Raw genomic sequence first — 24,511 nt, 5'->3', positions numbered from 1 at the left:
TAGTTCAGTCGGTTAGAATACCGGCCTGTCACGCCGGGGGTCGCGGGTTCGAGTCCCGTCCGCTGCGCCATATTCGGCAACCTGGAACACTGAACGCCAGGTCGCCACACAAAGCCCGCTCAATGCGGGCTTTTTGCTGTCTGGGATTTGTATCGGTTCGAATCCTGCGCATGAAAAAAGCGGCCCTCGGGCCGCTTTTTGCGTTTTTGCCTACTGCTCGGCGTTACGGCTATGCCGGTAGTCGCTGACGGCTTCATACACCGCCTTGCGCAGACGGTTGATGCCGCCGATGGGGCGATGGGCTTCCAGACCGAACCAGGGGTTGAAGGACTGGTTGTCGCAAGCCAGGTTCTGCGCCGGGGTATCGAAGTCCTGGGCGGGAAGGGTCACCCGCGCCACCGTTTCAAAGGGGGCGTCACTTTCTTTCCATTCAATGCTGGTGTCTTCGATCGGCATGAAACGGTTCGGGTCCTGGCGCTGGACCTGCAGTACGAAACAGGCGCCAACCCGATCGGTGGAGAGTTGCTGGGTCAGGGCGCTGCGCAGGAAGTTGGGCAGATCCTGGTTCTGTGCTGGCAGGCTGTAGGCCGGGCAACTCTCGGGGTCCGGCATGACCCGGAATTTGGCGTTGGCATTGCCGAACTTGTAGGGCGAGACCGAGTAGTAGGTGGTCTGGGTCGGGCTGGCCGGGGCCGGTGACAGGGTCGCCAGGGCGATGAACAGATGCCGTACCTGCCAGGTGCGCGGATCCCACCCGGGGAAGAATGCGCCGACTTTCTTGCCGTCCGCCTGGGCGGCGATGTTCTGCTGATATTCGGCTACGTCGCTGACGAAGAAATTCGGATGATTGAACATCACGAAGTCCTGTTCACGGCGTTGTGATTCCGACGCCATCAATTGTTGCCCGGGAACATCCAGTAGCTTGATCGCCATGCCGCGGGCGTCGCGAATACTGTCGAACTGCGGGTAGGCGTTGCCGTTGGACAGGCGTACGACGGCCTGCCAGGTCTGGCCAGGGGTGGCAAATACTCCCTGGCGCAGTGGCGGGCTCAAGTCGTTGAGGACCTGGACCTGCGCCTTCACGCAACCGTGGGCCTTGGCATGGGCATCGCGCAGGTAGCGGGTGCCTTCGCGGTGCTGGTCAACGATGCGCACCGCGGTCTGGATGATGTCCTGGGTGCGGGCTGCCTCATCGGCAGGAACCTGCTCCTGCACCGCTACCGGGCCTCGGTGGTGCCAGGCGAACCAGGCACTGGACAGTGCCCAGCCCAGCAGGCCGATGACCAGTAGCAATAACAGGGTCCTGCCCAGCAAGGCGCCGAGGCGCAGCCACAGTCGGGCCAGCAGGGACGGTCGTTTTCTGGCGAGATCGAGTTTCATGGCAATTGCGACTCCAATGGTCCGCCCAGCACTTTCAGGTATTCCAGCAAGGCCCAGCGTTCTTCTGGCTGCAGCAGTGGGCCGATAACGCCATTGCCACGCTGGCCGGCGCGGAATTCGTGGCCGCTGTTGTGGTTGCCGCTGATGCGGGTATCGAATTCAAAACCGTTCTTGAAGGCTTCCGGGCGATAGCCCAGGTGCTTGGGATCGTACTCGAAGGTGCCGCGGTAGAAGGTTGTCGAGCGCTCTGATTGCGGAGACAGCAGTTGATAGAGGTTGGGTACCGAGCCGTTGTGCAGGTACGGCGGTGTGGCCCAGACCCCGGCCAGCGGGCGGGCCTTGTAGGCGCGCAACTCGCGTACGCCGATCGGCAGCCCGTAGCCGTCCAGCCGCGGGCGCTCCTCGGAGGTGACCTTGGCGTCGCGATAGGCACGCTCTTCGACAAAGGCCGTGATGTAGGCCAGGCCCTTGGCAGCCGAGAGTTGACGCAGGTCCAGCGGTTCGCTGGGTGTCGGGTGCAGCTCGACATTGGACCTGGCCAGTTCGGTGGTATCCCACTGCAAGGAGCTCAGGTCATAGCGCAGGTCGGCGATATTGCTCGCCGAATTCGGGTCGGTGCCAATCACCGCTACCGGAAGCATTTTCAACTGCTGCACGGGGCGGCCGTTGTTGTCGCTGACCGAGGGTACATGGCAGCCGGCACAGTTGCTGGCGAACAGCTCGCGGCCCTTGGCGGCCAGCGGCTTGTCGATCGTGCCCAGCAAGGCTTCCGGCCAGGCCGGTGGCTTGAGGCGCTGCAAGGTTTCCTCGATCAGGTTGAGATCGCGGACACGTACGCTGGAAGGGTAGCGGTCCTCGCCGGTGAGGGGTTGGCCGTTGGCGTCGAACAGGTTCAGGGTGGCGCCAACCCCCAGGGCTTCGCCGATATTGCGCGCCATGGGTTGCTGCGCCGAGCCGTTCCACTGGACCCAGTCGAAGGTCCAGATATCCCAGAGTTGCGGGTAGTCCACCGGGGCATTGGCAATCCGATAGTTCTCAGGGGAAATGGCGTCGCCGAAGCTGGCATTGGCGATGCGGCCAAAGGCGTCGGTACGGCCCGGACCCTCTTCGGTTGGATAGAGGCCGCGATGGGTATCGTTCCAGGCCACCCGCAGGAAGTTATCCAGTGAGACCTTGAAGTCCTTGCGCAGTTGTTCGTGCCTGGCTTCGTAGTCGGCACCCAGAACCTTGCGGGCGAAGCGCTCGAATTTCCAGGGGTTGTAGTAGGTGCTGGTCAGGCTGGCCACGAGGGCCTGGCCGAAGCTGCCACCACGCAGGGTCGGTACGCTGGACGGCAGCACGTGCTGCGCCGAGCCGCCATCAATGCGCAGGGCTTGATGGTTGAAACGCAGCTCGCCGGTGTGGCAGGCAGCACAGGTGATGTCCAGGTATTGTTCCGCGCTGCCCGGATTCTGATGGCGGGCGAAGCCTACGGGCAGGTTGCCGGGATTCTGCGCTGTGGCTTTCTGTCCCGGCTCCACCAGGAAGCCGAAGCGGGCCAGGTACTCGGGAGCGGCAAAGGACTGCTCGGAGAACGGTAGCTCCAGAGCGCTGAACCATTCATAGCGCAGGCCTTTGACCTGGGTGCCCTGGGGAGTGAAATAGTAGGTCTGGCGATCCTTGGCATCCCATTGGTCCAGGTAGTGCACCTGTTCAACGGGTACATAGTCGGGGAGTTTCGGATTGGCCACGTAGTACAGGACTACAGCCAGGACAATGCCGATCAGCACGGCAATCAACAGCAACACACGATAGATGAGGCGCAAGATGTACGTCCTTGTCGAATTTCGTTTCCTTATGCCTGAGCTCATCTGACGCGGCAAGTAGCCATTACTTGAGCTATGGTTATTCGCGCCCGTTCAAGCGCCTCGGTAAGCGGCCTGGGCAGGGTGTACCCCAGAGCATGAAAACGCGTTTAAAGACGTGAACTTATCGGCCATTTACTACTCTTACGCCGGTAGCCATTGGTCGTGGTCGCCTGATAAGCTCGCGGCTTTATTCGATTGCCCTTTAGGCGCATGAACAAGGAAATAGCATGAAACAGCATCGGTTGGCGGCGGCGGTGGCCCTGGTTAGCCTGGTACTTGCGGGTTGTGATTCGCAGACCAGCGTAGAGCTGAAAACCCCGGCGCAAAAAGCTTCCTACGGTATCGGCCTGAACATGGGCAAGAGTCTGGCTCAGGAAGGCATGGATGACCTGGACTCCAAAGCGGTCGCCCAGGGCATCGAAGATGCCGTCGGCAAGAAAGAACAGAAGCTGAAGGATGAAGAGTTGGTCGAAGCCTTCGCCGCGCTGCAAAAGCGTGCCGAAGAGCGCATGGCCAAGATGAGCGAAGAGTCGGCGGCTGCCGGCAAGAAATTCCTCGAAGAGAACGGCAAGAAAACCGGTGTGACCACCACCGCTTCCGGTCTGCAGTACGAAGTACTGAAAAAGGCTGACGGTCCTCAGCCCAAGCCGACTGATGTCGTGACTGTTCACTACACCGGCACCCTGACCAACGGCACTGTGTTCGACAGCTCGGTAGAGCGTGGCAGCCCGATCGATCTGCCGGTCAGCGGCGTGATCCCGGGTTGGGTCGAAGGCCTGCAACTGATGCACGTGGGCGAGAAGTACAAGCTGTACATCCCGAGCGACCTGGCCTACGGCGCCCAGAGCCCGAGTCCGGCGATTCCAGCCAACTCGGTGCTGGTCTTCGAACTGGAGCTGCTGGGTATCAAGGATCCAGCCAAGCAGGACGCCGCCAAGTAACCTGCGTCAGCGCCTGAAGCAACGCCCCGTTCTTACGGGGCGTTGTCGTTTCTGCAGGTTGCTGCTGGCAAATTATCCGAACCGACGGCAGTGCGGGTGGTCTGAACAGGGTATGAGCGGTAGGTAGTCGCTGGAGGCTGCCAAGTCAATGAAATTATGGGTTTTTTTATGTGAGTAAAAAACGCCCGATCTGAGCTCAGCCCTTATGAAACGGGGCTTTCAGCCGTGAAAAATAGCTCTGTTCACAAGGTTATCCACAATTTGTGTGGATAACATTTCAGTGGGAGTGATGATGAAAGCACCCTGGAATTTTGCTCGTTTCCTGCCGCTGGCGGGGCGCTTGCTGAGCCGCGGCCGTTTGCCCACGCTGCTGTTCGCCGTGGCGAGCAAAGGCGCCAGCCAGGGCGGACGCCTGGGCAAGGTCAAACAGGACCTGCGCTTGTTGCAGGCACTGTGCCTGGCCTACTGGCGTGGCGAGTACCGGGCCATCAGCCCCAAGGCGCTGCTGTCGGTGGTGGCAGGCTTGATGTATTTCCTCAGCCCGGTGGATGCCATTCCCGACTTTATTCCGGTGTTCGGCATGCTTGACGATATCGCCGTTCTGGCTTGGCTGATGAAAACCCTGGATGACGAACTCAACGCCTTCCGAACCTGGCGCAATCGGCAAATGCCGGAAAAGCTCGCGGTTGTCGAGCGCTTGCCGGACACTGCGGAGCAATTGCTGCTGGAAGGACCGCAGAAAAACTAAGGGTATTCACCGCCTCCCACAACAATCATGCTCCCCGCGACCATTGCCGCTGTTAGGATTACACTTCAAGGGAAAAGTCCGACTCGCTAAGTGTCGTTGTCCTACGGGGTAGTAATGGATATTCAGATTATTGAACGCGATGGCGAGCCCGAATATGCGGTTCTGCCGTGGGCTCAGTATCAAGCTTTATTGTCAGCCGCAGGTCTTACCGAACAACCACCGCACGCTGCCGCAACTTCTCAGGCAGCGCCACCAGCCCAGAATCTTCCGGGCCTGGATCAATTACGCAGTCTGCGCGAAGGGAAGGGCATCGCCATCGAGGCGCTGGCCCGCAAAGTTGGTATCAGTCCGTCTTACCTGGCCCTGATTGAAAGTGGCGAGCGTCAACCCGACGCTGCGATTCGCCGCAGCCTGGCCTGGGAGTTGACGGTGCCGGGGTGGAGGGAGCAATCGTGAGTGTAAGGATCAGTCGTCAGCACTGGGATGGGCTGTTGGGTGAGCTGGATCAGGCCCGTCGTCAGCGGCATCTTTTAACCTATCGAGCCTTGTTGGAGCGCTTGCAACTGCCCAGCCCGGCCATGCAGACCCTGACAGCCGCGCTGGAGCATCTGGCAGCGCTGGATGCACGGGCCGAACAGCCTTTGCGCAGTTCCCTGGTGATCAGCCAGGGGGCCAGCCGCTTGCCGCGTACCGGCTTCTTCGAGTGCGTGGAGCGTCTGGGGCGTTTTTCCGGCCCTTCCGACGGTGTTGCCGCGGCTTCATGGCATGCCTCGGAAGTGGTGCGGGTCTTCGAGTACGAGTATCCCGAATCAGCGGAGGCTTGAATGTTCCTGGCACTCAAGGCACGACTCGGCTATTGGCTGGCGCGCCGTTTGTTTCATTGGCCGTGGTTTGTCCGCCAACCCCGTGTCTGGCGTTGGATGGAAGGTCAGTTCGCGCGCATGGCCAATCTGGGCAATGTCGGTGCGCTGAGCTTTTATGGGCACATCCTGACTTTTCGTGGGCAGGGGCTTGGCGCTCGTCAAGAAGGTCAACGCCTGCTGCGGCTGGCTGCACTGGCAGGGGATGGCAAGGCAGCCTATCAGTTGGGCGTGATCAGCCTGGCCGGCTCGCCCAGCAAGGCTCCCGACGCTGTCGAAGCGGCGCGCTGGTGGACGCTTTCGGCCCAGGCCGGGCATCCTCTTGCGGCGCTCAAACTGACGCAGCTCGATCAGCCGACTGATCCCGCAGCGGCTCACTGAGGCTTTGCGCTCCCAGGCTGGCTGCCGCTTCCAGGCTGTCGATCACATGGATGCTGTAGCCCTGGATGTTCTTGGCGTGATGCTTGGCCTGGGAGGCCAGCTCCGCCACTTGGCTGGAGTCCAGTTGGCCACAGGCCTGTGGATACAGGTGCACTACGCCGATGGACAGTGACAGCAAGGGAAATTCCTGACGGATACCTTGCCGATTGGGGGCGACAAAACAGCCGGCTTCCAGGTGTTCGCTGCGATAGAAGCGCCGGCACTGGCTGTGGAAGTCATCCAGCAACTGGTTGAGCCGTCGGCGCCAGTCTTCCGGCCCCAGCACCAGCAGAAAGTCATCCCCACCGATATGTCCGACGAAGTCGCGGCTCGGGTCTACCCGGTCGTTCAGGCATTGGGCCAGGCACAGCAGCACCTCATCGCCGCGGCCATAGCCATAGATATCGTTGAAGGGTTTGAAACTGTCGATGTCGACGTAGCAGATCACCGATTCCCGTGCTTGCTGCAGCAGGCGGCTCAGGCACTGCTGGATCGGCACATTGCCGGGCAGCAGAGTCAGCGGGTTGGCGTAGCGGGCTTGCTGGATCTTCAGCTCCGTAATCAGCTTGAGCACATCGATGACCCGCCCCAGCCCCAGATAATGGCCATTCAAGGTGATGATGAAATCTTCCTCGATGCGTTGGCGGGCGCGGCTGGTGATCAGGCGGCTGACCTGCTGCAGGGACTGGCTGAGTTCGACCGCGAGAAAGTCATCGTTCATCAGGCGGCTGATGGGCTTGCGGGCGAACAGGTCGGTGGCAAAGGGCTTGAGCAGGGCGTCGGAGAGCGAGTGCCGATGGACGATGCCGCAAGGCTGCCCCTGTTCGTCCAGCACCGCCAGGGAGTTGAGGTTGGCTTGCCGGCGAAAGGCTTCCAGGACGTTGGCGGTGGGCGTATTGCGGGCAACGGCCGGTTGCTCGTTGAGCAGCGCACTGAGGTCGCTGCCATCATCGTTGAGGGCCGCGCTGGTGTGATCATGCTTGGGCATCATTGCCCGAGCGTCCCTCGGCGGCTGTTCCTGGGGGCGACACAACAGGTAGCCCTGGACCAGGTCGACGCCCATCTCGGTCAGCACTGCCAGTTCTTCGGTCAGTTCGATCCCTTCGGCGATCACCTGGGCGCGGGAGGCTTTTGCGATTTGCAGAATCGAGCCGACGAACTCGCGCTTGAGGGCATCCTGGTGAATGCCGTCGATAAAGTGCCGGTCGATTTTCACGTAGTCCGGGCGCAGCTCCGACCACAGGCGCAGGCTCGAATAACCGGCGCCCAGGTCGTCCAGGGCGATGGAGAAACCCATGTCGCGGTAATGGTGCAGGGCGTTCTGCAGCAACTGGAAATCGTCGATCGGGGTCTGTTCGGTAAGCTCGATCACCACCTGGCTGGGGGGGATGCCGAAGTCCTCAAGCAGCTGCAAGGTACGCCCTGGTTGGTGGGCGGCCTCCAGCAGGGATTCCGGCGAGACGTTGAGGAACAGCTTGCCGGGCAGTTGCTGTTCGCTGAAGCGTTTGCAGGCGCTTTGCCGACAGGCAATCTCCAGCTCGCTCAGGCGCCCGGCCTGGCGCGCGACGGCGAACAGCGCGACAGGGGAGTGCAGAGGGCTGTTTGAGGGGCCGCGACTCAGGGCCTCATAACCCAGGATGCGCCGCTCGGACAGGGAAATGATCGGTTGGAACAGGCTGTGCAAACCGCTTTGAGCCAGGATTGAACTCAATGCACTGAGCTGTTCGGTCGTGGTCATGGCGATCTCTGTCGATAAAAAAAGGACCGGGCGCGGCTCTGGCTAGAGAGCGGTGCCCGGTCCTTTATTTCACGACAGAATGATGACTGTTTAATGACGATGCGAGGAGCGATCGAATTAAATTGCCATCATCCTCAGTGCTTGGCCACCGAGGTGTTGAGCTTCAGATAGTCCAGCAGGATGCGCCCGGTTTCACTCAGGTAGGCGTCGTCTTCCGGCTTGGTCTTGTCCGGCTCGGCAGCAGCCAGTGCATCTTCGTCTTCTTTCTTCAGCTCTTTGAGCGGCTCCTCGCCCTTGGCTTTGCGACGGGCGTTTTCCAGGGCCAGTTGCTTGGCTTCGATATCGGCATGTTGCGCCCGACGATCGGCTTCATTGAGGCTGACGGTTTTTTCCGCCATCAGTTTCTGTGCCAGGGCCAGCTTGTCGCGGATGAACACGAACTCCGGATCTTTCGCCGAGCGGCTTTCGTGTTCGGCCTTGAGCTGAGCCAGGAACGGTTTGAACGGGTCTACCGCAGGCTTGATGGCCGGGCGGATGGTGTCCCATGGCATGGCTTCAGGCAGGGCGCTTTCGCCGATTTCCTTGGTGTCGATGATCGACGGATAGCCGATATCCGGCAGCACGCCCTGGTGCTGGGTGCTCTGCCCGGAAACCCGGTAGAACTTGGCCAGGGTCAGCTTCAGCTCGCCGTGATTCAGCGGCTGGATGGTCTGCACGGTGCCTTTGCCGAAGGTCTGTCCGCCGATGATCAAGGCGCGGTGGTAGTCCTGCATGGCGCCGGCGAAGATCTCCGAAGCCGAAGCCGAGAGACGGTTGACCAGCAGTGCCATCGGGCCTTTGTAGAAGGCGCCGGGGTTTTCATCTTCCAGTACATCCACCCGGCCGTCGGCGTTGCGCACCAGCACGGTAGGCCCCTTGTCGATGAACAGGCTGGTCAGCTCGGTGGCTTCCTGGAGGGAGCCGCCGCCGTTGTTGCGCAGGTCGATGACCACACCGTCGACCTTGTCTTTCTGCAACTCGGTCAGCAGTTTCTTCACGTCGCGGGTAGTGCTCTTGTAATCCGGATCACCAGCGCGGAAGGCCTTGAAGTCCAGGTAGAAGGCCGGGATCTCGATCACCCCGAGCTTGTAGTCCTTGCCGTCCTGCTTGAGGTTGAGGACCGACTTCTTCACCGCCTGGTCTTCGAGCTTCACCGCTTCGCGGGTGATCGGCACGATCTTGCTGGTCTGGTCGTTTGGCGCATTGCTGGCCGGGATCACCTCCAGGCGTACCAGGGTGCCTTTCGGACCACGGATCAGCTTGACCACTTCGTCCAGGCGCCAGCCCACCACGTCGACCATTTCCTTGTCGCCCTGGGCCACACCGATGATCTTGTCCGCAGGGGCTACCTGCTTGGTCTTGTCGGCAGGACCTGCCGGCACCAGGCGCACGACCTTGACCTGATCATTGTCGCTCTGCAACACGGCGCCGATGCCTTCCAGCGACAGGCTCATGTTGATGTCGAAGTTTTCCGCGTTATCCGGCGACAGATAGTTGGTGTGCGGGTCGTAGGACATGGCGAAGGTGTTGATGTAGGCCTGGAAGATATCTTCGGCACGGGTCTGGTCCAGGCGCGCCAGCTGGTTCTTGTAGCGCTTGGTCAGGGTTTCCTGGATCTGCTTGGGATCCTTGCCGGCGATCTTCATCCGCAGCACTTCGTCCTTGACGCGCTTGCGCCACAGGTCGTCGAGTTCGGCGGTGGTCTTGAGCCAAGGAGCATCCTTGCGATCGATCAGCAAGGTTTCCTTGGTGGTGAAGTCGATCTTGTCGACGCCCTTGTTAAGCTCGGCCAGGGCGAAGTCCAGGCGGGATTTGACCCGGTCCAGATAGCGCTTGTAGATGGTGAACCCGGCGTTCAGGTCGCCGCTCTTGAGGAAGTCGTCAAACTGGGTTTTCCATTTGTCGAACTCCGCGATGTCGCTGGCCATGAAGTAGCTGCGCGACGGATCCAGCAGCTTCAGGTAGCTGTCGTAGATGATCACCGAGCGCGCATCATCCAGCGGCGGTTTGCTGTAGTGATGACGTTTGAGCAGTTCAACGACATTGAGGCTGGCAATTACCTCATCGCGATCGGGCTGAAGATTGTCCCAGCTATTGGCTGCGAACGTATTGGTCGACATCGGCAGCAGGCCGAAACCAATGAAAAGAGCGAGGGCGGTGCTGGGGAACAAATGCTTCATGCTGATTCGACGCGGGGGCAATTGATAACGCATATTAGGCCGTCTTTGAAGTCGCCGGTTCCATAAGGACCGGTCGCATAATGCAAAAAGCCCGGTGCTACCGCTCCGGGCTCAGTCCAGACTCACTATGGAGGCACTGTGAAAGCATTGCAAGGCGTTGAAGGTCATGTGGAGTGGGTGGAAGAGCCAAGTCCGGCCTGTGATGTGGGGCAAGTTCGCATTCGGGTGGCGGCTGCTGGCCTCAATCGGGCCGACCTGTTGCAGCGTGCGGGGCTCTATCCCCCGCCTCCCGGAGCCAGCAAGGCCCTTGGCCTGGAATGCTCCGGGGTAGTCAGTGAAGTGGGCCCGGGTTCGTCCTGGCAAGTGGGTGATCGGGTCTGTGCCCTGCTGGCGGGCGGAGGCATGGCTGAAGAGGTGGTGGTAGATGCCCGCCATGTACTGCCAGTACCCGAAGGGTTGTCCCTGGCCGAGGCCGCGGCGCTGCCCGAGGTCTACAGCACAGCCTGGCTGAATCTGTTCCAGCTGGCAGCGCTCAAGCCGGGCGAGAAGGTCCTGCTGCACGCTGGCGCCAGTGGCGTCGGCTCGGCGGCTATCCAGCTGTGCAAGGCGTTCGGCAACCCGTGCTGGGTGAGCGTTGGTTCAGCCGATCGCCTGGCCTACTGCGAGAGCCTCGGTGCCCAGGGCGGTGTGGTGCGTACCGATGGCATTGAGGCGCTGCGGGACTTTGGGCCTTTTGATGTGATTCTCGACCCGGTGGGCGCCAATTATGTGGCCAACAACCTCAAGCTGCTGGCCCTGGATGGACGTTGGGTGCTGATCGGCTTGATGGGCGGGCGCGAAGCGCAGCTGGACCTGGCCCAGGTGCTGGGCAAGCGGGTCCAGTTTCTGGGGTCGACCCTGCGCAGCCGCAATGACCAGTTCAAGGCCGACCTGTTGAGCGACCTTGGGCAGAATGTCTGGCCGTTGTTCAGCGAAGGGCGTCTGAGCCCGCAATTGGCCAGGACCTTTGCGATCCAGGATGCAGAAGCCGCTTTTGCGGAGCTGGCGACCAATCAGGTCTCGGGCAAGCTGGTGCTGGTGATCGACCCCAGCCTGACCTGAGCCCTGCAGGAGCCGGCTTGCCGGCGAAGGGAGCGTCAGGCCTGGCGGTCTGTTCGCTGGCAAGCCAGCTCCTACACAAGCCAGCTCCGGGGATCTCTGGGGCGGGTCACTTCCAGTGGTGGATCGGCCAGCCGGCCTTCTGCGCATGTTCACGCAGCACCGGATCCGGGTTCACCACCTGCGGGTGGTCCACGCGCAGCAGCAACGGCAGGTCATTGCGCGAGTCGGAGTAGAAGGTCGCGCCTTCCAGGTTTTCTTCCTCGGCATCCAGCCATTGCAGCAGGCGGGTGATCTTGCCCTCGCGGTAGGTCAGGGTGCCAACGGTGCGGCCGCTGTAGACCCCATGCTGCACCTCCAGCTCGATTCCCAGGACTTCGTCGATACCCAGGCGCGCGGCAATCGGTTTCACCAGGTGGGTGCCCGAGGCCGAGATCACCAGGATCCGGTCGCCGGCCTGGCGGTGGGCGGCAATGGCCTTGCAGGCGTCGCTGAAGATGATCGGCTCGATCACCTCTTCGACCCAGGGTTCGACCAGGTGCGCGACCTCCTCCGGGGTGCGTCCGCTCATGGGTTCCAGGCTGAAGTCCATGAACTCCTCCATGGCCAGCTTGCCATGGCTGTAGGCGTCCATCAGCTCATGGTTGCGACGCATGAACGACTCGCTGTCGACCCAGCCCAGGCGGCCCATCTGTTCGCTCCAGAGGGTGGCGCAGTCGCCGTGAATCAGGGTTTCGTCCAGATCAAAAATTGCCAAGGCCATCAGTGCCGCTCTCTCTTCAGGATCAATTGCGTGAATGCCATCAGGCTACCTCACACAGGGCTGTCGGATCGATGCTCAATGCCAGACGCTGGCCGTCGGCGTGCAGATCATCGGCCGAGCGGTTGAGTACATCCACCACCAGCTCCACGCCTCGGGCCTCGACCCGATAGCGGATCACGTTGCCCAGCAGGCTGTGGCTGCGTACCAGCGCATCCAGTGGGCCTTCCTTGCGCAGTTCGATGGCTTCCGGGCGGATGGCGATGCGGCCGCTGACCGGCCGCTGCAGCAGCTTGCTGGCGCTGTCGGCATCCAGCAGGTTGTAGTTGCCGATAAAGCCCGCGGCGAAGGCGTCCACCGGGGCGGTGTAGAGGGTTTCGGCATCGCCGCTCTGGACGATCTTGCCCTGGTTCATCAGGAAGATCCGGTCGGACATGGTCAGGGCTTCTTCCTGGTCGTGGGTGACGAAGATCGTCGTCAGGCCCAGTTCCCGCTGGATGTTGCGGATCTGTTCGCGCAAGTGCTTGCGGATCCGTGCATCCAGGGCCGACAGCGGTTCGTCCAGCAACAGCAGGCGCGGGCGGGTCACCAGGGAGCGGGCCAGGGCCACGCGCTGGCACTGGCCACCGGACAGCTGGTGCGGGTAGCGGCTGGCGAAGTCGTTGAGCTCCACCAGTTGCAAGGCTTCCTGGACCCGCTTGCGGCTGTCTTCGGCGCCGACCTTCTGCATGCGCAGACCAAAGGCCACGTTCTGTTCCACGGTCATGTTGGGAAACAGCGCGTAGCTCTGGAACACCATGCCGATCCCGCGTTTCTGCGGGCTCAGGGGCACGATGTCCTGGCTGTCGAGGAGGATCTTGCCGCCGTCCACCGGGGTCAGGCCGGCGATGCAGCGCAGCAGGGTCGACTTGCCGCAGCCGGAAGGGCCGAGCAGGGTGACGAACTCGCCCTTGCGGATTTCGCAATTGATGTCGCTGAATACCGTGGTGCCCGCATAGTTCTTTTGCAGGTGTTGGACGCTGACGAAGCTCATTGGCTTTTGTCCTTGTTCAAGATGTTGGCGGCCCAGGTCAGAAGCAGCACGAAGAAGAAGTAGGAAATCACCAGGGCGCTGGTGAAGTGGCCGCTGCTGTTACGCATGTTGTTCAGGTAGACCTGCAGGGTTTCATAGCGGGTGCCCACCAGGATGTTGGCGAACACGAACTCGCCGAACAGGAACGAGAAGGACAGCAGCAGCGCCACCATCAGGCCCTTGCGCAGGTTCGGCAGGACCACCAGGAAGGCCGCCTGCCAGGTACTGGCGCCCAGCAGTTGGGCCGCGTCCATCAGGTCCCGCAGGTTGATCGCCTGCAAGTTGTTGGTGATGGCCCGGTACATGAACGGCAATGCCACGGTGAAGTAGCAGCCGATGAGGATCCAGGGCGTGCCGACCATGGCGAAGGGCCCCGAACCATAGAGTTGCAGCAGGCCCACCGAGGACACCACCGGCGGCACCGCGAAGGGCAGCAGGATCAGGATGTTCATCAGCGCATCGAGCTTGGGGAAGTGGTAGTGCACCACGAACAGCAGCGGCAGGATCAGCACCACTGAAAGCACCAGCGCACCCACGCAGACCAGCAATGACTGGCCGAAGGCATTGAGAAAACGTGGGTCGCTCCACAGCTGCAGGTACCACTTGAAGGTGAAGCCGCTGGGCAGGATGGTCGCCGACCAGCTGCTGGCAATCGAGTAGACGAAGGTCCCCAGCAGCGGCAGCAGAAGGATGGCAAACAGCAGGTAGACCATCACTCGGTGGTAGAGCGCGGCGGAGCCGGGTTCAGCGCGAGACATGGTAGCTCCTCTTCAACAGCAGTTGATGGACGATGGTCACCAGGGTCATCAGCGCCACCAGCACCACGGCCAGGGCGCTGGCCATGTTCGGATCCAGGGAGATGTCCCCGGAGACCATGGCGGCGATGCGGATCGGCAGGACGTTGAAGTTGCCGGTGGTCAGGGCGTAGACCGTGGCGTAGGCGCCCAGGGCGTTGGCCAGCAGGATGACGAAGGTGCCCAGCAGCGCCGGGGTCAGCACCGGCAGGCCGATATGCCGCCAGAACTGCCAGCCGTTGGCCCCCAGCAAGGCGGCGGATTCACGCCATTCCTCGCGCAGGGCGTCGAAGGCCGGGTAGAGCAGCAGCACGCCAAGGGGGATCTGGAAGTAGGTGTAGAGAATGATCAACCCGGTCTTGGAGTACAGGTTGAAGTCCTGAATGATCCCCGACTGCTTGAGCATGATGGTGATGGTGCCGTTGAAGCCCAGCAGGATGATGAAGGCGAAAGCCAGGGGCACCCCGGCGAAGTTGCTGGTCATGTTGGCGAAGGCATTGACGAAGTTGCGCAGGCGCGAATCCACCCGGCGCAGCGAGTAGCTGCCCAGCACCGCGATGATGATGCCGAACACGCTGGACCAGAAACTGATCTCCAGGCTGTACTGGATGGCCTGCAGGTAGAACTTCGAGCTGAAGATCCTGGTGAAGTTGGCCAGGCCCCAGCCGAACTCTTCCGATTGCAGGCTGTTGATCAGCACCCACACCAGGGGGGCAATCTGGAACACGATGAAGAACAGGGCGAAGGGCACCAGGCACAGGGCCGCCAGCCATTTGCCACGGGTGACTGAATTCACTTCAACAGCTCCCGGCAGAAAGGTTTGTCATGGGGCGCGCCCAGCAATTGGCAGACGGTGCCGCACAGTTCGGTCTGCTTCGGCGCGGCAGCGGGGTCGAGGCTGAAAGCGTCGCCGAGAACGAACAGCGGGACCTCTCGCTCCTCGGCCAGCAGGCCATTGTGCGAGCGGTCGTTGTTCATGCCGTGGTCGGCCGTCACCAGCACCTGGTAGCCGGCGTCGAGCCAGCCTTGCAGGTAGTCGGCGAGAATGATGTCCGCCGAGCGCGCGCTGTTGCGGTACTGCGAACTGTCCAGGCCGTGCTTGTGTCCGGCGTCGTCGATGTTCATCGGATGCACCAGCAGCAGGTTGGGCTGATGGCGCAGGCGCAGGTCCTCGGCGTCGGCGAACAGATGGGAATCGGGGTAATGATCGCTCCAGTAGAAGTGGCCGTACTGGATCGGCAGTTCAGGGTTTGCGGTGTGCCGGTCTTGCGGGGCGTTGAAGGGCGAACGGTTGTACAGCTCACTGACCCAGTGATAGGCCGCGGCGGCAGTGCTCAGGCCGGCCTCGCGGGCGTAGTGGAACAGGCTGCGCTGGTTGGACAGGCGCGAGACCTGGTTGTGCACGATACCGCTGTCGATCGGCCGCACGCCGGTGAGTATGCATTCGTACAGCGGGCGGGAGAGGGCAGGTAGTTCGCATTGCAGTTTGTACAGGGCGGCGCGGCCAGCACCGACGTAGGCTTGCAGGTGCCCCATGGCGTGTCGGGCAACTTCGTGGTTGAGGCCGTCGAGCACCACAAGGATGACGTTGTGCTTCATGAGGTGGAGGGCTCCGGGATCGGGTGTGCAGGCGCCAGCTTGTCGGCGAGTGGCCTGTGTGCGCTTGTCTGTGCAGCGCCTTTGAGCCATTCGCCGGCAAGCCGGCTCCTACAGGGATGCAGCCTTACTGCATGTTGATGATCACTTCTTCCTGCCACTTCTGCGGCAGGCCCTTGGAGGTTTTCTCCCAGGCATCGGCGTCCTTGATCGGTGTTACGTGCTTGTACTGCTCGTTGGGCAGCAGGTTGGCCTGTACGTCCGCCGGCAGGGTCAGGTGCTCGGCACGGATCGGCCGCGCATTGCCGCGGGCCAGGTTGGTCTGGCCGGCGTCGCTGAAGATGTACTCGCGGGTCAGCTTGGCGGCGTTGGGATGCTTGGCGTACTTGTTGATGATGGTGGTGTAGCCGGAGATCACCGAGCCGTCCGACGGGATCAGCACGATGTAGTCGTCCTTGTTGACCATCTTGTTGCGGTAGCTCAGGCCGTTGAAGTCCCAGACCACGCCCACTTCCACTTCACCCTTTTCCATGGTGGCGATGGTCGGGTTGGCCAGGGACAGGCGCCCCTGCTTGGCGATCTCGGCGAACATCAGCAGCGCCGGCTGGATGTTCTTCTCGTCACCACCCTTGGCAATGGCGGCGGCCAGTACGCCGTTGGCGGCCTGGGCGGCGGTGCTCACGTCACCGATGGAAACCTTGTACTTGCCCTTTTCCAGGTCGGCCCAGCTCTTCGGCGCTTCGGAGCCGTGCAGCAGCTTCTTGTTGATGATGAAGGCGATGGTGCCGGTGTAGGCCAGCGCCCAGTTGCCGTCCTTGTCCTTGGCCCAATCCGGGACCTGGGCCCAGGTGCTCGGCTTGTAAGGCTGGGCCACGCCCTGCTTGACCGCGATCGGGCCGAAGGCTGCGCCAACGTCGCCGATATCGGCGCTGGCATTGTCTTTCTCGGCGGCGAACTTGGCGATCTCCTGGGCCGAGCTCATGTCGGTGTCGATGTGCTTGAGGCCATAGGTCTTGGCCAGGTCTTCCCAGGTGCCTTTCCAGTTGGCCCAGTCATCGGGCATGCCGACGCTGTTGATCGCGCCTTCTGCTTTCGCAGCGGCTTCCAGGGTTTTCAAATCGTTATCAGCAGCCATGGCGGCGGTGCACAGGGCAATGGTCGAGCCTAACAGTGATGCCAGGAAAAGCTGTTTCATCCGAAGCTCCTTTGGGCGTGTTCAACGCTGCGTTTTATCGACAGTCTTGCGGTGGGTTGGTCTAGGTCAGCAATACCTGAGCCAATTTAGGCGGGTTGGATGACACTTTGATGTCGGTGCCAACGATCGACGCATGGATTGAGGCGCAGGTCCGAGGCTGCGAAATAAGCGTAGACCATGGCCAAACGCCCGCAGAACAAGGATCTGGCGGGTAATTTGCAAGTTGGTGACAGGCCCGCTGAGCGCCTTTGTCATCTGTCAGTCATATGCATTGCCTAGGCTTTGGGCACGGATGCAGAGCACTGCCCCGGCCATTGCGCTGCCCTGAAACAGTGCTGGTCTAGTCCAGATAGGTAACGTTGATGCGTATTGATGCAACCAAAGCGGTGACAGCCATCGGCCAGGTCCTGCAGGAGCAGATCGCCCACGGGCTGTTGGCGCCCGGTAGCAAGCTGCCGGCCGAACGCAAGCTCAGCGAGCTGTTCGCCACCACCCGCATCACTGTGCGCGAGGCCCTGCTGCAACTGGAGGCCCAGGGCCAGATCTACCGTGAAGAGCGTCGTGGCTGGTTTGTTTCGCCGCCGCGCCTGGCCTACAACCTGATGCAGCGCAGCCACTTCCACGCCATGGTCAGCGCCCAGGGGCGGGTGCCCTCCACCGAGGTGATTTCCGCGCGCCTGCAACCGGCATCGGCGGCGGTCTGCGCCTGGCTGCAATTGCCGGCACTGTCCAGCGTGATCCAGATCTGCCGCGCACGACGCATCGATGAGCGGCTGGTGCTGTATGTCGAGCACTACCTGAACCCCAAGTATTTTCCGAAGATTCTCGATCTGGACCTGAACCAGTCGATCACTGAACTCTATGCCCGGCATTACGACCTGCACTACGGACGGGTGCGCTTTGAAATCGTGCCCACCTCACTGCAGCCGGAAGCGGCGGCGGCCTTGAAGGTTTCGGTGGGCAGCCCGGGGCTGCGGATTGCCCGGGTGAACTATGACCAGCACGAGCGGCTGATCGATTGCGACCTGGAGTTCTGGCGCCATGACGCGATTCATGTCGGTGTTGACGTTCTTTAGGCACCAGTGTCGTTAGCCGGCAAGCCGGCTCCTACAGGATCACTCCTTTTCCGCGCCGCCGCCTGCGGTGATCACCTGGATGCTCATGCGCGGCGTAGCCAGGTCCAGCCCGGCTTCGTCGAGGTGACGCTTGAGGGACAGGTTGAACGCCCGGGATACTTCCCACTGCTTGATCGGTGCGGTCTTGAAACGGGCCCGGAGGATGGCGCTGCCGGACTCGAAACTCTCCACCCCCTGGATTTCCAGCGGCGACCAGATATTGCGGCGCTGCAGGGGGTCGGTGCGCATCTTCTGGCCGACATCGCGCATCAGCTTGATTGCGTCGTCGATTTCCATGTTGTACGGGATCGCCACGCGGAAGATCGCGTAGCCGAACTCCCGGGAGTAGTTCTTGATGCTCTTGATTTCGCTGAACGGGATGGTGTGCACGATGCCGTCGATGTCCCGCAGGCGCACGGTACGGATAGTCAGGCCCTCGACGGTGCCCAGGTGGCCGCCGACATCGACGTAGTCGTCGATGGCCAGGGAGTCCTCGATGATGATGAACAGGCCGGTGATCAAGTCCGCCACCAGGGACTGGGCGCCGAAACCGATGGCCAGGCCGATGACACCGGCACCGGCCAGCAGCGGCGTGACGTTCATGCCCATGTTCGCCAGGGCAACGATGGTGGCAATGATGAAGATCGCCACGAACAGCACGTTGCGGATCAGCGGCATCATGGTTTGCGCGCGCGCGTTGGCCAGGCCCTTGCGCGAGCGGGTCAGGGCGTGATGCACCGCGGTATCGCTGAGAATCCAGATCAGCCACGCAAAGATCAGGGTGCCGCCGAGGCTGAACAGCTTGACGCTGACTTCATGGCCATCGCCTTCGGTGAAGCGGATCAGCGACATGCCCCAGACCCGCAGGCCGAGCTCGATGAATGCCAGCCAGACCGCCAGGTGAGCCAGGGTGTAGAAGAAGCTTTTCAGCCGCTCGGAGTACAGCGCATGGCGTTTGTGCCCGCGCTGGGGCTTGAGGGCATGGCGGCGTACCAGGCCGTTGATCACCATGCACAGCACCAGCAGTACCGTGCACAGCAACGACTGGCGCAGGGCGGTGCTGGTGTCGCCGGCGGAAACGAAGGTGGCGAACAGCGAGATACCTACCAGCACCAGGGCCGGCAGGTACCAGAAGGTGCCGATGATCTCGATGGTGTCGCTCAGGGCCCGGCGGGTCAGGCGCCGTGACAGTGGCTGGTTGCGGATCAGGTGGGCGATGGGGCGGCGGAAACGCAGGATGAACACGCCGGTGGACAGCGCCGCCATGACATTGGCGAAGGTCGCCGCGGTATGGGCCAGGTGCTGGCCCAGGCTGGCCACCATGCGTGGGTCGCTCAGGGCCTCGCCAAAGGCGGCGAAGCTGCCGATCCACCACAGCGGGCGGAAGGCCTGGCGTCGCAGGATGTACAGGGCGCGATGGCGGTGCGGGCCATCGAGTACGGAGAACGCCACCACGCAGATCGCCGAGAAACAGGTGCCGACCACCAGGGCGTAGGCCAGGACCATGGCCAGGTCCTTGCCCAGGGAAGAGGGCAGGGAGTAGGTCATGTAGACCGTGATCAACAGGGCGATCAGCCAGGGGCCGAGCTTGCGCAGGGCAAAGCGCAGCAGGTCCCAGGTCTTGGGGTGCTGGGGCAGGTCTTCGGTCAGGCCGAAGCGCAGGCGCACCCGGTGGCTGAGCCAGATCAGCGCTGCTGCCAGCAGGCTCCAGACCATGAGGATCAGGGCAAAGGCAAAGATGATCGGCAGCCACTGGCTGGCTGGCAGCATCAGTGCCGAGAGTTCTTCCTTGGCCAGGTCGAACTCGTCGGACCAGCGGGTAACCGGGCTGTCGGCCCCGGAGAATTGCTTTTCCAGGTTCGACAGGGTGCCGCCGATCAGGCCCAGTACGCCTTCTTCTGGCGTGGGCTGGGCTTTTTTCGTGGCATCTCGCAGTTTCTTCAGGTCCGCCAGCAGCTTGGTCCGTTGCTGGTCGTTCTCCAGGGACTTGATCACCTCGTCCAGGGATTGGCCCAGGGGTTCCTCAGCCTGGGGCTGCGCCTTGGTCTGGTTGCCCAGCAAGCCAGGCAAGCCCACCGCCTGGGCGCTCCCCAGGGGCAGCAGGGTCAGCAGGCAGACGAGCACATAGCAGGGCAGGGCAAAAAGACGAGCGAACACTGGGCGGTCAACCTCGGGGAAAATGGATCGACCGAGTGTACGAGGCCGCCAAATTCAATGCGAGGGTGAGTGCTGCATTTATTCCGCGAGCTTGGCCAGGATCTTGTAGACCACGGTGCCGAGAATCAGCAGCATGCCGATCCACATGCTGAACACACCGAGGTTCTTGTCCCGGAAGTTGAAGCCGATGGCCAGCAGGATCATGCCCGTGAGAATGGGGATGAGCATGGAGTGGAACGAAGACATCGAGATCATGGCGACAGCCTTGTCAGGAGGAGTAACTGTAAGTCTAGGTCGCTTTGTCGCGGCCCGGGTTGATGTGCATCAGAAACAGGCGGGCGTGTGTCCACGCGCCCGCCCTCTGCCTCATGGCAGTTCGTGGCTAGCGTAGAAGGCGCTCAGCACTTTCACCAGATGAGCCAGGTCATGGCTGCCACAGAGCTCGCGGATCGAGTGCATGGCGAAGGTCGGCAGGCCGATGTCCACAGTGCGTACCCCCAGATGGCTGGCGGTGATCGGGCCGATGGTCGAGCCGCAACCCATGTCGCTGCGTACCACGAAGCTCTGTACCGGCACTTCTTCGGCCATGCACAGGTGGCGGAAGAAGCCGGCGGTTTCGCTGTTGGTGGCGTAGCGCTGGTTGCTGTTGACCTTGATCACCGGGCCGGCATTGAGCTTCGGCCCGTGGTTGGCGTCGTGCTTGTCGGCATAGTTGGGGTGCACGCCGTGGGCGTTGTCTGCGGAGATCAGCAGCGACTTCTGAATGGTACGGACGAATTCGTCACCTTCGGGCAACAGGCGGCGCAGGGTCTGTTCGAGCATCGGGCCGTCGGCGCCGCAGGCCGAGCAGGAGCCGACTTCTTCGTGGTCGTTACACACCAGCACGCAGGTTTCATCGCTGTCGGCGGTGAGCAGGGCCTGCAGCCCGGCGTAGCAGGACAGCAGGTTGTCCAGGCGTGCGCCGGCGATGAAGTCACCGTGCAGGCCTATCACCGCAGCGCTCTGGGTGTCGTAGAAGCTCAGTTCGTAGTCCAGCACCACATCGGCGTTCAAACCATGCTCGCGGGCCAGTTGGTCGGTCAGCACCGCGCGGAAATCCACCCGCTCGTCACCGGCGAACTGGGCCAGGATCGGTGGTAGTTCGTTCTGCGCGTTGATTGCCCAGCCCTGGTTGGCTTCACGGTTGAGGTGAATGGCCAGGTTGGGAATGATCGCGATCGGTGCCTTGAAGTCGATCAGCTGGCTTTCCACCTTGCCGTCGCGGCGGAAGGTCACGCGGCCGGCCAGGGACAGGTCGCGGTCGAACCACGGAGCCAGCAATGCGCCGCCATAGACTTCGACGCCCAGTTGCCAGAAGCCCTGGCGTTGCAGTTCCGGCTGGGGCTTGACCCGCAGGCAGGGGCTGTCGGTGTGGGCGCCTACCAGGCGGATGCCGCCTTGCAGGGGCGAATGCCGGCCCAGTTTGAAGGCGACGATGGAGGAGTCGTTACGGGTGACGTAGTAGCGGCCGTTGGCTTCGGTGGTCCATGGCTCGCGCTCGTCGAGGCGCTGGTAACCCGCCGCTTCCAGGCGTTGAACGAGGCTGGCAGTGGCATGGAAAGGGGTAGGGGAGGCCTTGAGAAAGTCGATCAGGCCTTGGTTCAACTCTTCGCGCATAAGTAGCTCCAGACAGCAGTGGCGCGAGTTTAACGTATAGGAGTGCCTTGTAGGAGCCGGCTTGCCGGCGAACAAGGGCCGCTGGGGCGGCCTTTGCCCGCAAGCCGGCTTGGGCGGCGTGCGCTCAGAACGGCGCGGGGCAGTCGAAGCGCAGGCGCTCGCCGGTCTGGGGGTGGGTGAAGCTGAGCATGCTGGCGTGCAGGCACAGGCGTGGCCAGGCCGCCAGCGCCTGGGGATGGGCGTACAGGCCATCGCCCAGCAGCGGGTGGCCGATAGACAGCATGTGTACCCGCAACTGATGGGAGCGGCCGGTGATGGGGGTCAATTCGACCCGGCACCAATCGCCGCAGCGTTCCAGGACGCGCCAGAAGGTCAGGGCATGCTTGCCGAATTCGTGGTCCACCACGTGCCGGGGCTTGGTGGGCGGGTCGTAGCGCAGGGGCAGGTCAATGCTGCCGCTGTCCAGTTCCGGCTGGCCCCAGCAGAGTGCGGCGTAGGCTTTTTCCGTTTCGCGGTCATGAAACTGTCGGGACAGTTCGCGATGAGTGTCTGCGTCCCGAGCCAGCAGAATGATCCCCGAGGTTTCCCAGTCCAGGCGGTGGACGATGCGGGCTTCCGGGTAGCCGTTTTCCTGCAGGCGGGTAATCAGGCAATCCTTGTTGTCGTCGGCGCGGCCGGGGACGGAGAGCAGCAGGGTGGGTTTGTTCACCACCAGGACGGCGGCGTCCTGATGCAGGATGTGGATATTCGACAACGGCATTGAAACAGCCTCGTAACAAACGCCAACGGCGGCTCGCCGACCTCGATGCAATGCATGAGGCCCGCGAGCCGCCGTGGCTCCCGTCGGATCAATCAGCGATCAGGCAGGGTGATATTGAGTTCCAGGATCGAGCAGCTGCCCTGGTTTTCCAGAGCGACGTGCACGTCGTCGGACCCGATATTGACGTACTTGCGGATCACTTCCACCAGTTCCTTCTGCAAGGCGGGCAAGTAATCAGGGGTGCTGCGCTGGCCGCGTTCATGCGCCACGATGATCTGTAGACGCTCTTTCGCTACCGACGCGGTGCTGACCTTTTTGCTGGCACGAAAGAAGTCAAAAAGATTCATTATCTACCTCCAAACAGGCGCTCGAAGAATCCCTTCTTCTCGACATCAAGGAACCGGTGCTCCACGGTTTTGCCCAGCAGGCGGTCAACCGCATCGCTGTAGGCCTGGCCAGCATCACTCTGGTCGTCGAGAATCACCGGCACGCCCTGGTTGGAAGCCTTGAGCACTGCCTGGGATTCCGGAATGACGCCGAGCAGGGTCACTGCCAGAATTTCTTTGACGTCTTCAACACCGAGCATTTCGCCATTGCTGACACGCTCCGGGTTGTAGCGGGTCAACAGCAGGTGTTCCTTGATCGCGTCCTCGCCCTTTTCGGCGCGACGGGATTTGCTGGCCAGCAGGCCGAGCATACGGTCGGAGTCACGCACCGAAGACACTTCAGGGTTGGTCACGACAATCGCTTCGTCGGCGAAGTACATGGCCAGGTGCGCGCCTTTCTCGATACCGGCCGGGGAGTCGCAGACCACGAACTCGAAGGTTTCCTTGAGTTCCATCAGGACCTTTTCCACGCCTTCCAGGGTCAGCGCGTCTTTGTCGCGGGTCTGGCTGGCGGCCAGTACGTAGAGGTTTTCCAGGCGCTTGTCTTTGATCAGGGCTTGCTGCAGGTTGGCTTCGCCGTTGACCACGTTGACGAAGTCATACACCACGCGACGCTCGCAGCCCATGATCAGGTCGAGGTTACGCAGGCCGACGTCGAAGTCGACGATCACTGTTTTGTGGCCGCGCAGAGCGAGGCCGGTACCGATAGCGGCGCTGGTGGTGGTTTTACCCACACCACCCTTGCCGGATGTAACCACGAGAATCTTGGCCAAGGTGTTTCACCCCTAAGGAAAAAGGACTTTTAGCCCCTGAAAAACATCTCTTGAAAACTACTGCAGTCGGACAGCCTTGGCTGGAGCTCGGTCAGCGGCAGGGTTTATCGTCGATAAACACTGCTGATTGCCAATTTCCTACTTCGTTTGAGCCGTTTTCGCTACGTTTTAGAGATGCTTGGAAAATGCGGCAGTATCCGTTAAAGACGTGTGATGTTCAACACGTCACCCGACAGGCTGACCTGGACTCCGGAGCCCCACAGCGGGTCGCGTCGCAGGTCCTCGGAAACCTTGTACTGGCCTGCGATGGAGATCAGTTCAGCGCTCAATTGCTGACAGAAAATCCGCGCCTTGGTGTCACCCTTGACTCCGGCCAGGGCGCGACCGCGCATGGGGCCGTATACATGGATATTGCCATCGGCGAGAAGTTCCGCACCGGGGCTGACCGAGGACACCACTACCAGATCGCCACCCTGGGCATAGATCTGCTGCCCGCCGCGTACGGGCGAGGTGATGATGCGAGTGGGTTTGATGGTGGGTTCCGGCGGTTTTTCCGGCTTCTTGATTTCACTTTCCGGTGGCTCCAGCGGCCGCTCCCGGGCGCCGGAAGGCGGCAGCACCGGCAGGTCGACGGCAATCGCCGCGGCAATGTCTTCGATGCGGCTGGCGCGGATCGCCAGGGTCCGCAGGCCGTGCTGGCGGCAGACGCGCATCAGCCCGGGCAGATCCACCGAGCCTTCGCCAGCAGGCAGCTTGTCCAGGGCCAGTACCAGCGGGGCGTTGCTGAAGAAGTTCGGCGCCTGGGCGACTTTCGCGGCCAGTTGGCGATCGAGGCCTTCGAGGTCGTTGCGGGCCAGTTCCAGCACGGTGATGGCGAGCATGCTGCCCTTTAACTGGAACACAGGATCTTGGTCTAGCGATTCGGTTTGGCTCATGGTCTGCAGAAGGCGGCTTGTCACTAAAAGTGCCGAGACTTATAACGAGATCGCCCGCGCC

24 protein-coding genes are annotated in these 24,511 nt (G+C 61.8%); 7 read left to right on the top strand and 17 right to left on the bottom strand.

Features of this window, described 5'->3' with window-relative positions; all coding sequences use genetic code 11:
- Positions 1–210: 210 nt before the first annotated feature.
- Both AC1RCO_RS28225 and AC1RCO_RS28220 read right to left on the bottom strand, forming a co-directional pair.
- The gene (locus tag AC1RCO_RS28225) at positions 211–1,380 is read right to left on the bottom strand and encodes a catalase family protein (protein ID WP_011062669.1); all 1,170 of its coding nucleotides are present in this window, start codon (positions 1,378–1,380) and stop codon (positions 211–213) included.
- A complete protein-coding gene (locus tag AC1RCO_RS28220; RefSeq protein WP_492618260.1) occupies positions 1,377–3,185 on the bottom strand; it encodes a di-heme-cytochrome C peroxidase in 1,809 nt (602 codons plus the stop codon). Before AC1RCO_RS28220 ends, AC1RCO_RS28225 begins: the two co-directional genes overlap by 4 nt.
- 269 nt (positions 3,186–3,454) lie before the next feature.
- Between AC1RCO_RS28220 and bamJ the strand changes: the two genes are divergently transcribed.
- From bamJ to AC1RCO_RS28195, 5 genes are all read left to right on the top strand, one after another.
- Positions 3,455–4,168, top strand: a complete 714-nt coding sequence (gene bamJ / locus AC1RCO_RS28215) for a BamJ family beta-barrel-assembly machinery protein (RefSeq protein WP_011062667.1) — start codon at positions 3,455–3,457, stop codon at positions 4,166–4,168.
- Positions 4,169–4,460: 292 nt separating this feature from the next.
- On the top strand, positions 4,461–4,916 hold the full coding sequence (locus tag AC1RCO_RS28210) for a YkvA family protein (RefSeq protein WP_011062666.1): 456 nt from the start codon (positions 4,461–4,463) through the stop codon (positions 4,914–4,916).
- Positions 4,917–5,030: 114 nt separating this feature from the next.
- A complete protein-coding gene (locus AC1RCO_RS28205; protein WP_015636619.1) occupies positions 5,031–5,372 on the top strand; it encodes a helix-turn-helix domain-containing protein in 342 nt (113 codons plus the stop codon).
- Positions 5,369–5,740 carry a hypothetical protein gene (locus AC1RCO_RS28200; protein ID WP_003179080.1) on the top strand — a complete coding sequence of 124 codons (372 nt, stop codon included), beginning with the start codon at positions 5,369–5,371 and terminating at the stop codon, positions 5,738–5,740. The genes AC1RCO_RS28205 and AC1RCO_RS28200 overlap by 4 nt, the downstream gene beginning before the upstream one ends.
- Positions 5,741–6,157: an SEL1-like repeat protein gene (locus tag AC1RCO_RS28195; protein ID WP_011062665.1), complete on the top strand. Its 417-nt coding sequence runs from the start codon at positions 5,741–5,743 to the stop codon at positions 6,155–6,157.
- On the opposite strand, the gene AC1RCO_RS28190 is transcribed toward AC1RCO_RS28195, so the two are convergent.
- Positions 6,108–7,934: a bifunctional diguanylate cyclase/phosphodiesterase gene (locus AC1RCO_RS28190; RefSeq protein WP_492618259.1), complete on the bottom strand. Its 1,827-nt coding sequence runs from the start codon at positions 7,932–7,934 to the stop codon at positions 6,108–6,110. The two genes, AC1RCO_RS28195 and AC1RCO_RS28190, sit on opposite strands and share 50 nt — an antisense overlap.
- 134 nt (positions 7,935–8,068) lie before the next feature.
- A complete protein-coding gene (locus AC1RCO_RS28185; RefSeq protein WP_173476968.1) occupies positions 8,069–10,153 on the bottom strand; it encodes a carboxy terminal-processing peptidase in 2,085 nt (694 codons plus the stop codon).
- A gap of 138 nt (positions 10,154–10,291) precedes the next feature.
- On the opposite strand from AC1RCO_RS28185, the gene AC1RCO_RS28180 reads away from it, so the two are divergent.
- Positions 10,292–11,254 carry an NAD(P)H-quinone oxidoreductase gene (locus AC1RCO_RS28180; RefSeq protein ID WP_492618258.1) on the top strand — a complete coding sequence of 321 codons (963 nt, stop codon included), beginning with the start codon at positions 10,292–10,294 and terminating at the stop codon, positions 11,252–11,254.
- A 106-nt stretch (positions 11,255–11,360) separates the two neighbouring features.
- On the opposite strand, the gene AC1RCO_RS28175 is transcribed toward AC1RCO_RS28180, so the two are convergent.
- From AC1RCO_RS28175 to AC1RCO_RS28150, 6 genes are all read right to left on the bottom strand, one after another.
- Positions 11,361–12,014 carry an HAD family hydrolase gene (locus AC1RCO_RS28175; protein WP_011062661.1) on the bottom strand — a complete coding sequence of 218 codons (654 nt, stop codon included), beginning with the start codon at positions 12,012–12,014 and terminating at the stop codon, positions 11,361–11,363.
- A gap of 40 nt (positions 12,015–12,054) precedes the next feature.
- On the bottom strand, positions 12,055–13,044 hold the full coding sequence (locus AC1RCO_RS28170; RefSeq protein ID WP_492618257.1) for an ABC transporter ATP-binding protein: 990 nt from the start codon (positions 13,042–13,044) through the stop codon (positions 12,055–12,057).
- The gene (locus AC1RCO_RS28165; RefSeq protein ID WP_011062659.1) at positions 13,041–13,841 is read right to left on the bottom strand and encodes an ABC transporter permease; all 801 of its coding nucleotides are present in this window, start codon (positions 13,839–13,841) and stop codon (positions 13,041–13,043) included. The genes AC1RCO_RS28170 and AC1RCO_RS28165 overlap by 4 nt, the downstream gene beginning before the upstream one ends.
- Entirely contained in the window at positions 13,828–14,673 is an 846-nt protein-coding gene (locus AC1RCO_RS28160) for an ABC transporter permease (RefSeq protein WP_492618256.1), read from the bottom strand. The genes AC1RCO_RS28165 and AC1RCO_RS28160 overlap by 14 nt, the downstream gene beginning before the upstream one ends.
- The gene (locus AC1RCO_RS28155) at positions 14,670–15,476 is read right to left on the bottom strand and encodes an alkaline phosphatase family protein (RefSeq protein WP_011062657.1); all 807 of its coding nucleotides are present in this window, start codon (positions 15,474–15,476) and stop codon (positions 14,670–14,672) included. The genes AC1RCO_RS28160 and AC1RCO_RS28155 overlap by 4 nt, the downstream gene beginning before the upstream one ends.
- Positions 15,477–15,600: 124 nt before the next feature.
- The gene (locus AC1RCO_RS28150; protein ID WP_072442800.1) at positions 15,601–16,668 is read right to left on the bottom strand and encodes an ABC transporter substrate-binding protein; all 1,068 of its coding nucleotides are present in this window, start codon (positions 16,666–16,668) and stop codon (positions 15,601–15,603) included.
- A 362-nt stretch (positions 16,669–17,030) separates the two neighbouring features.
- Between AC1RCO_RS28150 and AC1RCO_RS28145 the strand changes: the two genes are divergently transcribed.
- Positions 17,031–17,744, top strand: a complete 714-nt coding sequence (locus AC1RCO_RS28145; protein ID WP_011062655.1) for a UTRA domain-containing protein — start codon at positions 17,031–17,033, stop codon at positions 17,742–17,744.
- 39 nt (positions 17,745–17,783) lie between these two features.
- Here the strand turns inward: AC1RCO_RS28145 and AC1RCO_RS28140 are convergent, their stop codons facing one another.
- From AC1RCO_RS28140 to minC, 7 genes are all read right to left on the bottom strand, one after another.
- Entirely contained in the window at positions 17,784–19,940 is a 2,157-nt protein-coding gene (locus tag AC1RCO_RS28140; protein ID WP_015636611.1) for a mechanosensitive ion channel family protein, read from the bottom strand.
- A gap of 78 nt (positions 19,941–20,018) precedes the next feature.
- Complete coding sequence (locus AC1RCO_RS28135; protein ID WP_011062653.1) at positions 20,019–20,195, bottom strand: hypothetical protein; 177 nt, start codon at positions 20,193–20,195, stop codon at positions 20,019–20,021.
- 111 nt (positions 20,196–20,306) lie between these two features.
- Positions 20,307–21,596: a M18 family aminopeptidase gene (locus AC1RCO_RS28130; protein ID WP_041119454.1), complete on the bottom strand. Its 1,290-nt coding sequence runs from the start codon at positions 21,594–21,596 to the stop codon at positions 20,307–20,309.
- Between the two features lie 124 nt (positions 21,597–21,720).
- Positions 21,721–22,356, bottom strand: a complete 636-nt coding sequence (locus AC1RCO_RS28125; RefSeq protein WP_492618255.1) for an RluA family pseudouridine synthase — start codon at positions 22,354–22,356, stop codon at positions 21,721–21,723.
- Between the two features lie 92 nt (positions 22,357–22,448).
- Positions 22,449–22,703, bottom strand: coding sequence for a cell division topological specificity factor MinE (minE, locus tag AC1RCO_RS28120; protein WP_007898843.1), 255 nt, complete (start codon positions 22,701–22,703; stop codon positions 22,449–22,451).
- Positions 22,703–23,515: a septum site-determining protein MinD gene (gene minD / locus AC1RCO_RS28115; protein ID WP_011062650.1), complete on the bottom strand. Its 813-nt coding sequence runs from the start codon at positions 23,513–23,515 to the stop codon at positions 22,703–22,705. Before minD ends, minE begins: the two co-directional genes overlap by 1 nt.
- Before the next feature lie 200 nt (positions 23,516–23,715).
- On the bottom strand, positions 23,716–24,450 hold the full coding sequence (gene minC / locus AC1RCO_RS28110) for a septum site-determining protein MinC (RefSeq protein WP_011062649.1): 735 nt from the start codon (positions 24,448–24,450) through the stop codon (positions 23,716–23,718).
- Positions 24,451–24,511 lie beyond the last annotated feature (61 nt).

The organism is Pseudomonas sp. GW823-FHT03E05, from assembly GCF_058796855.1.
This window is presented reverse-complemented; position numbering and strand designations above follow the sequence as displayed.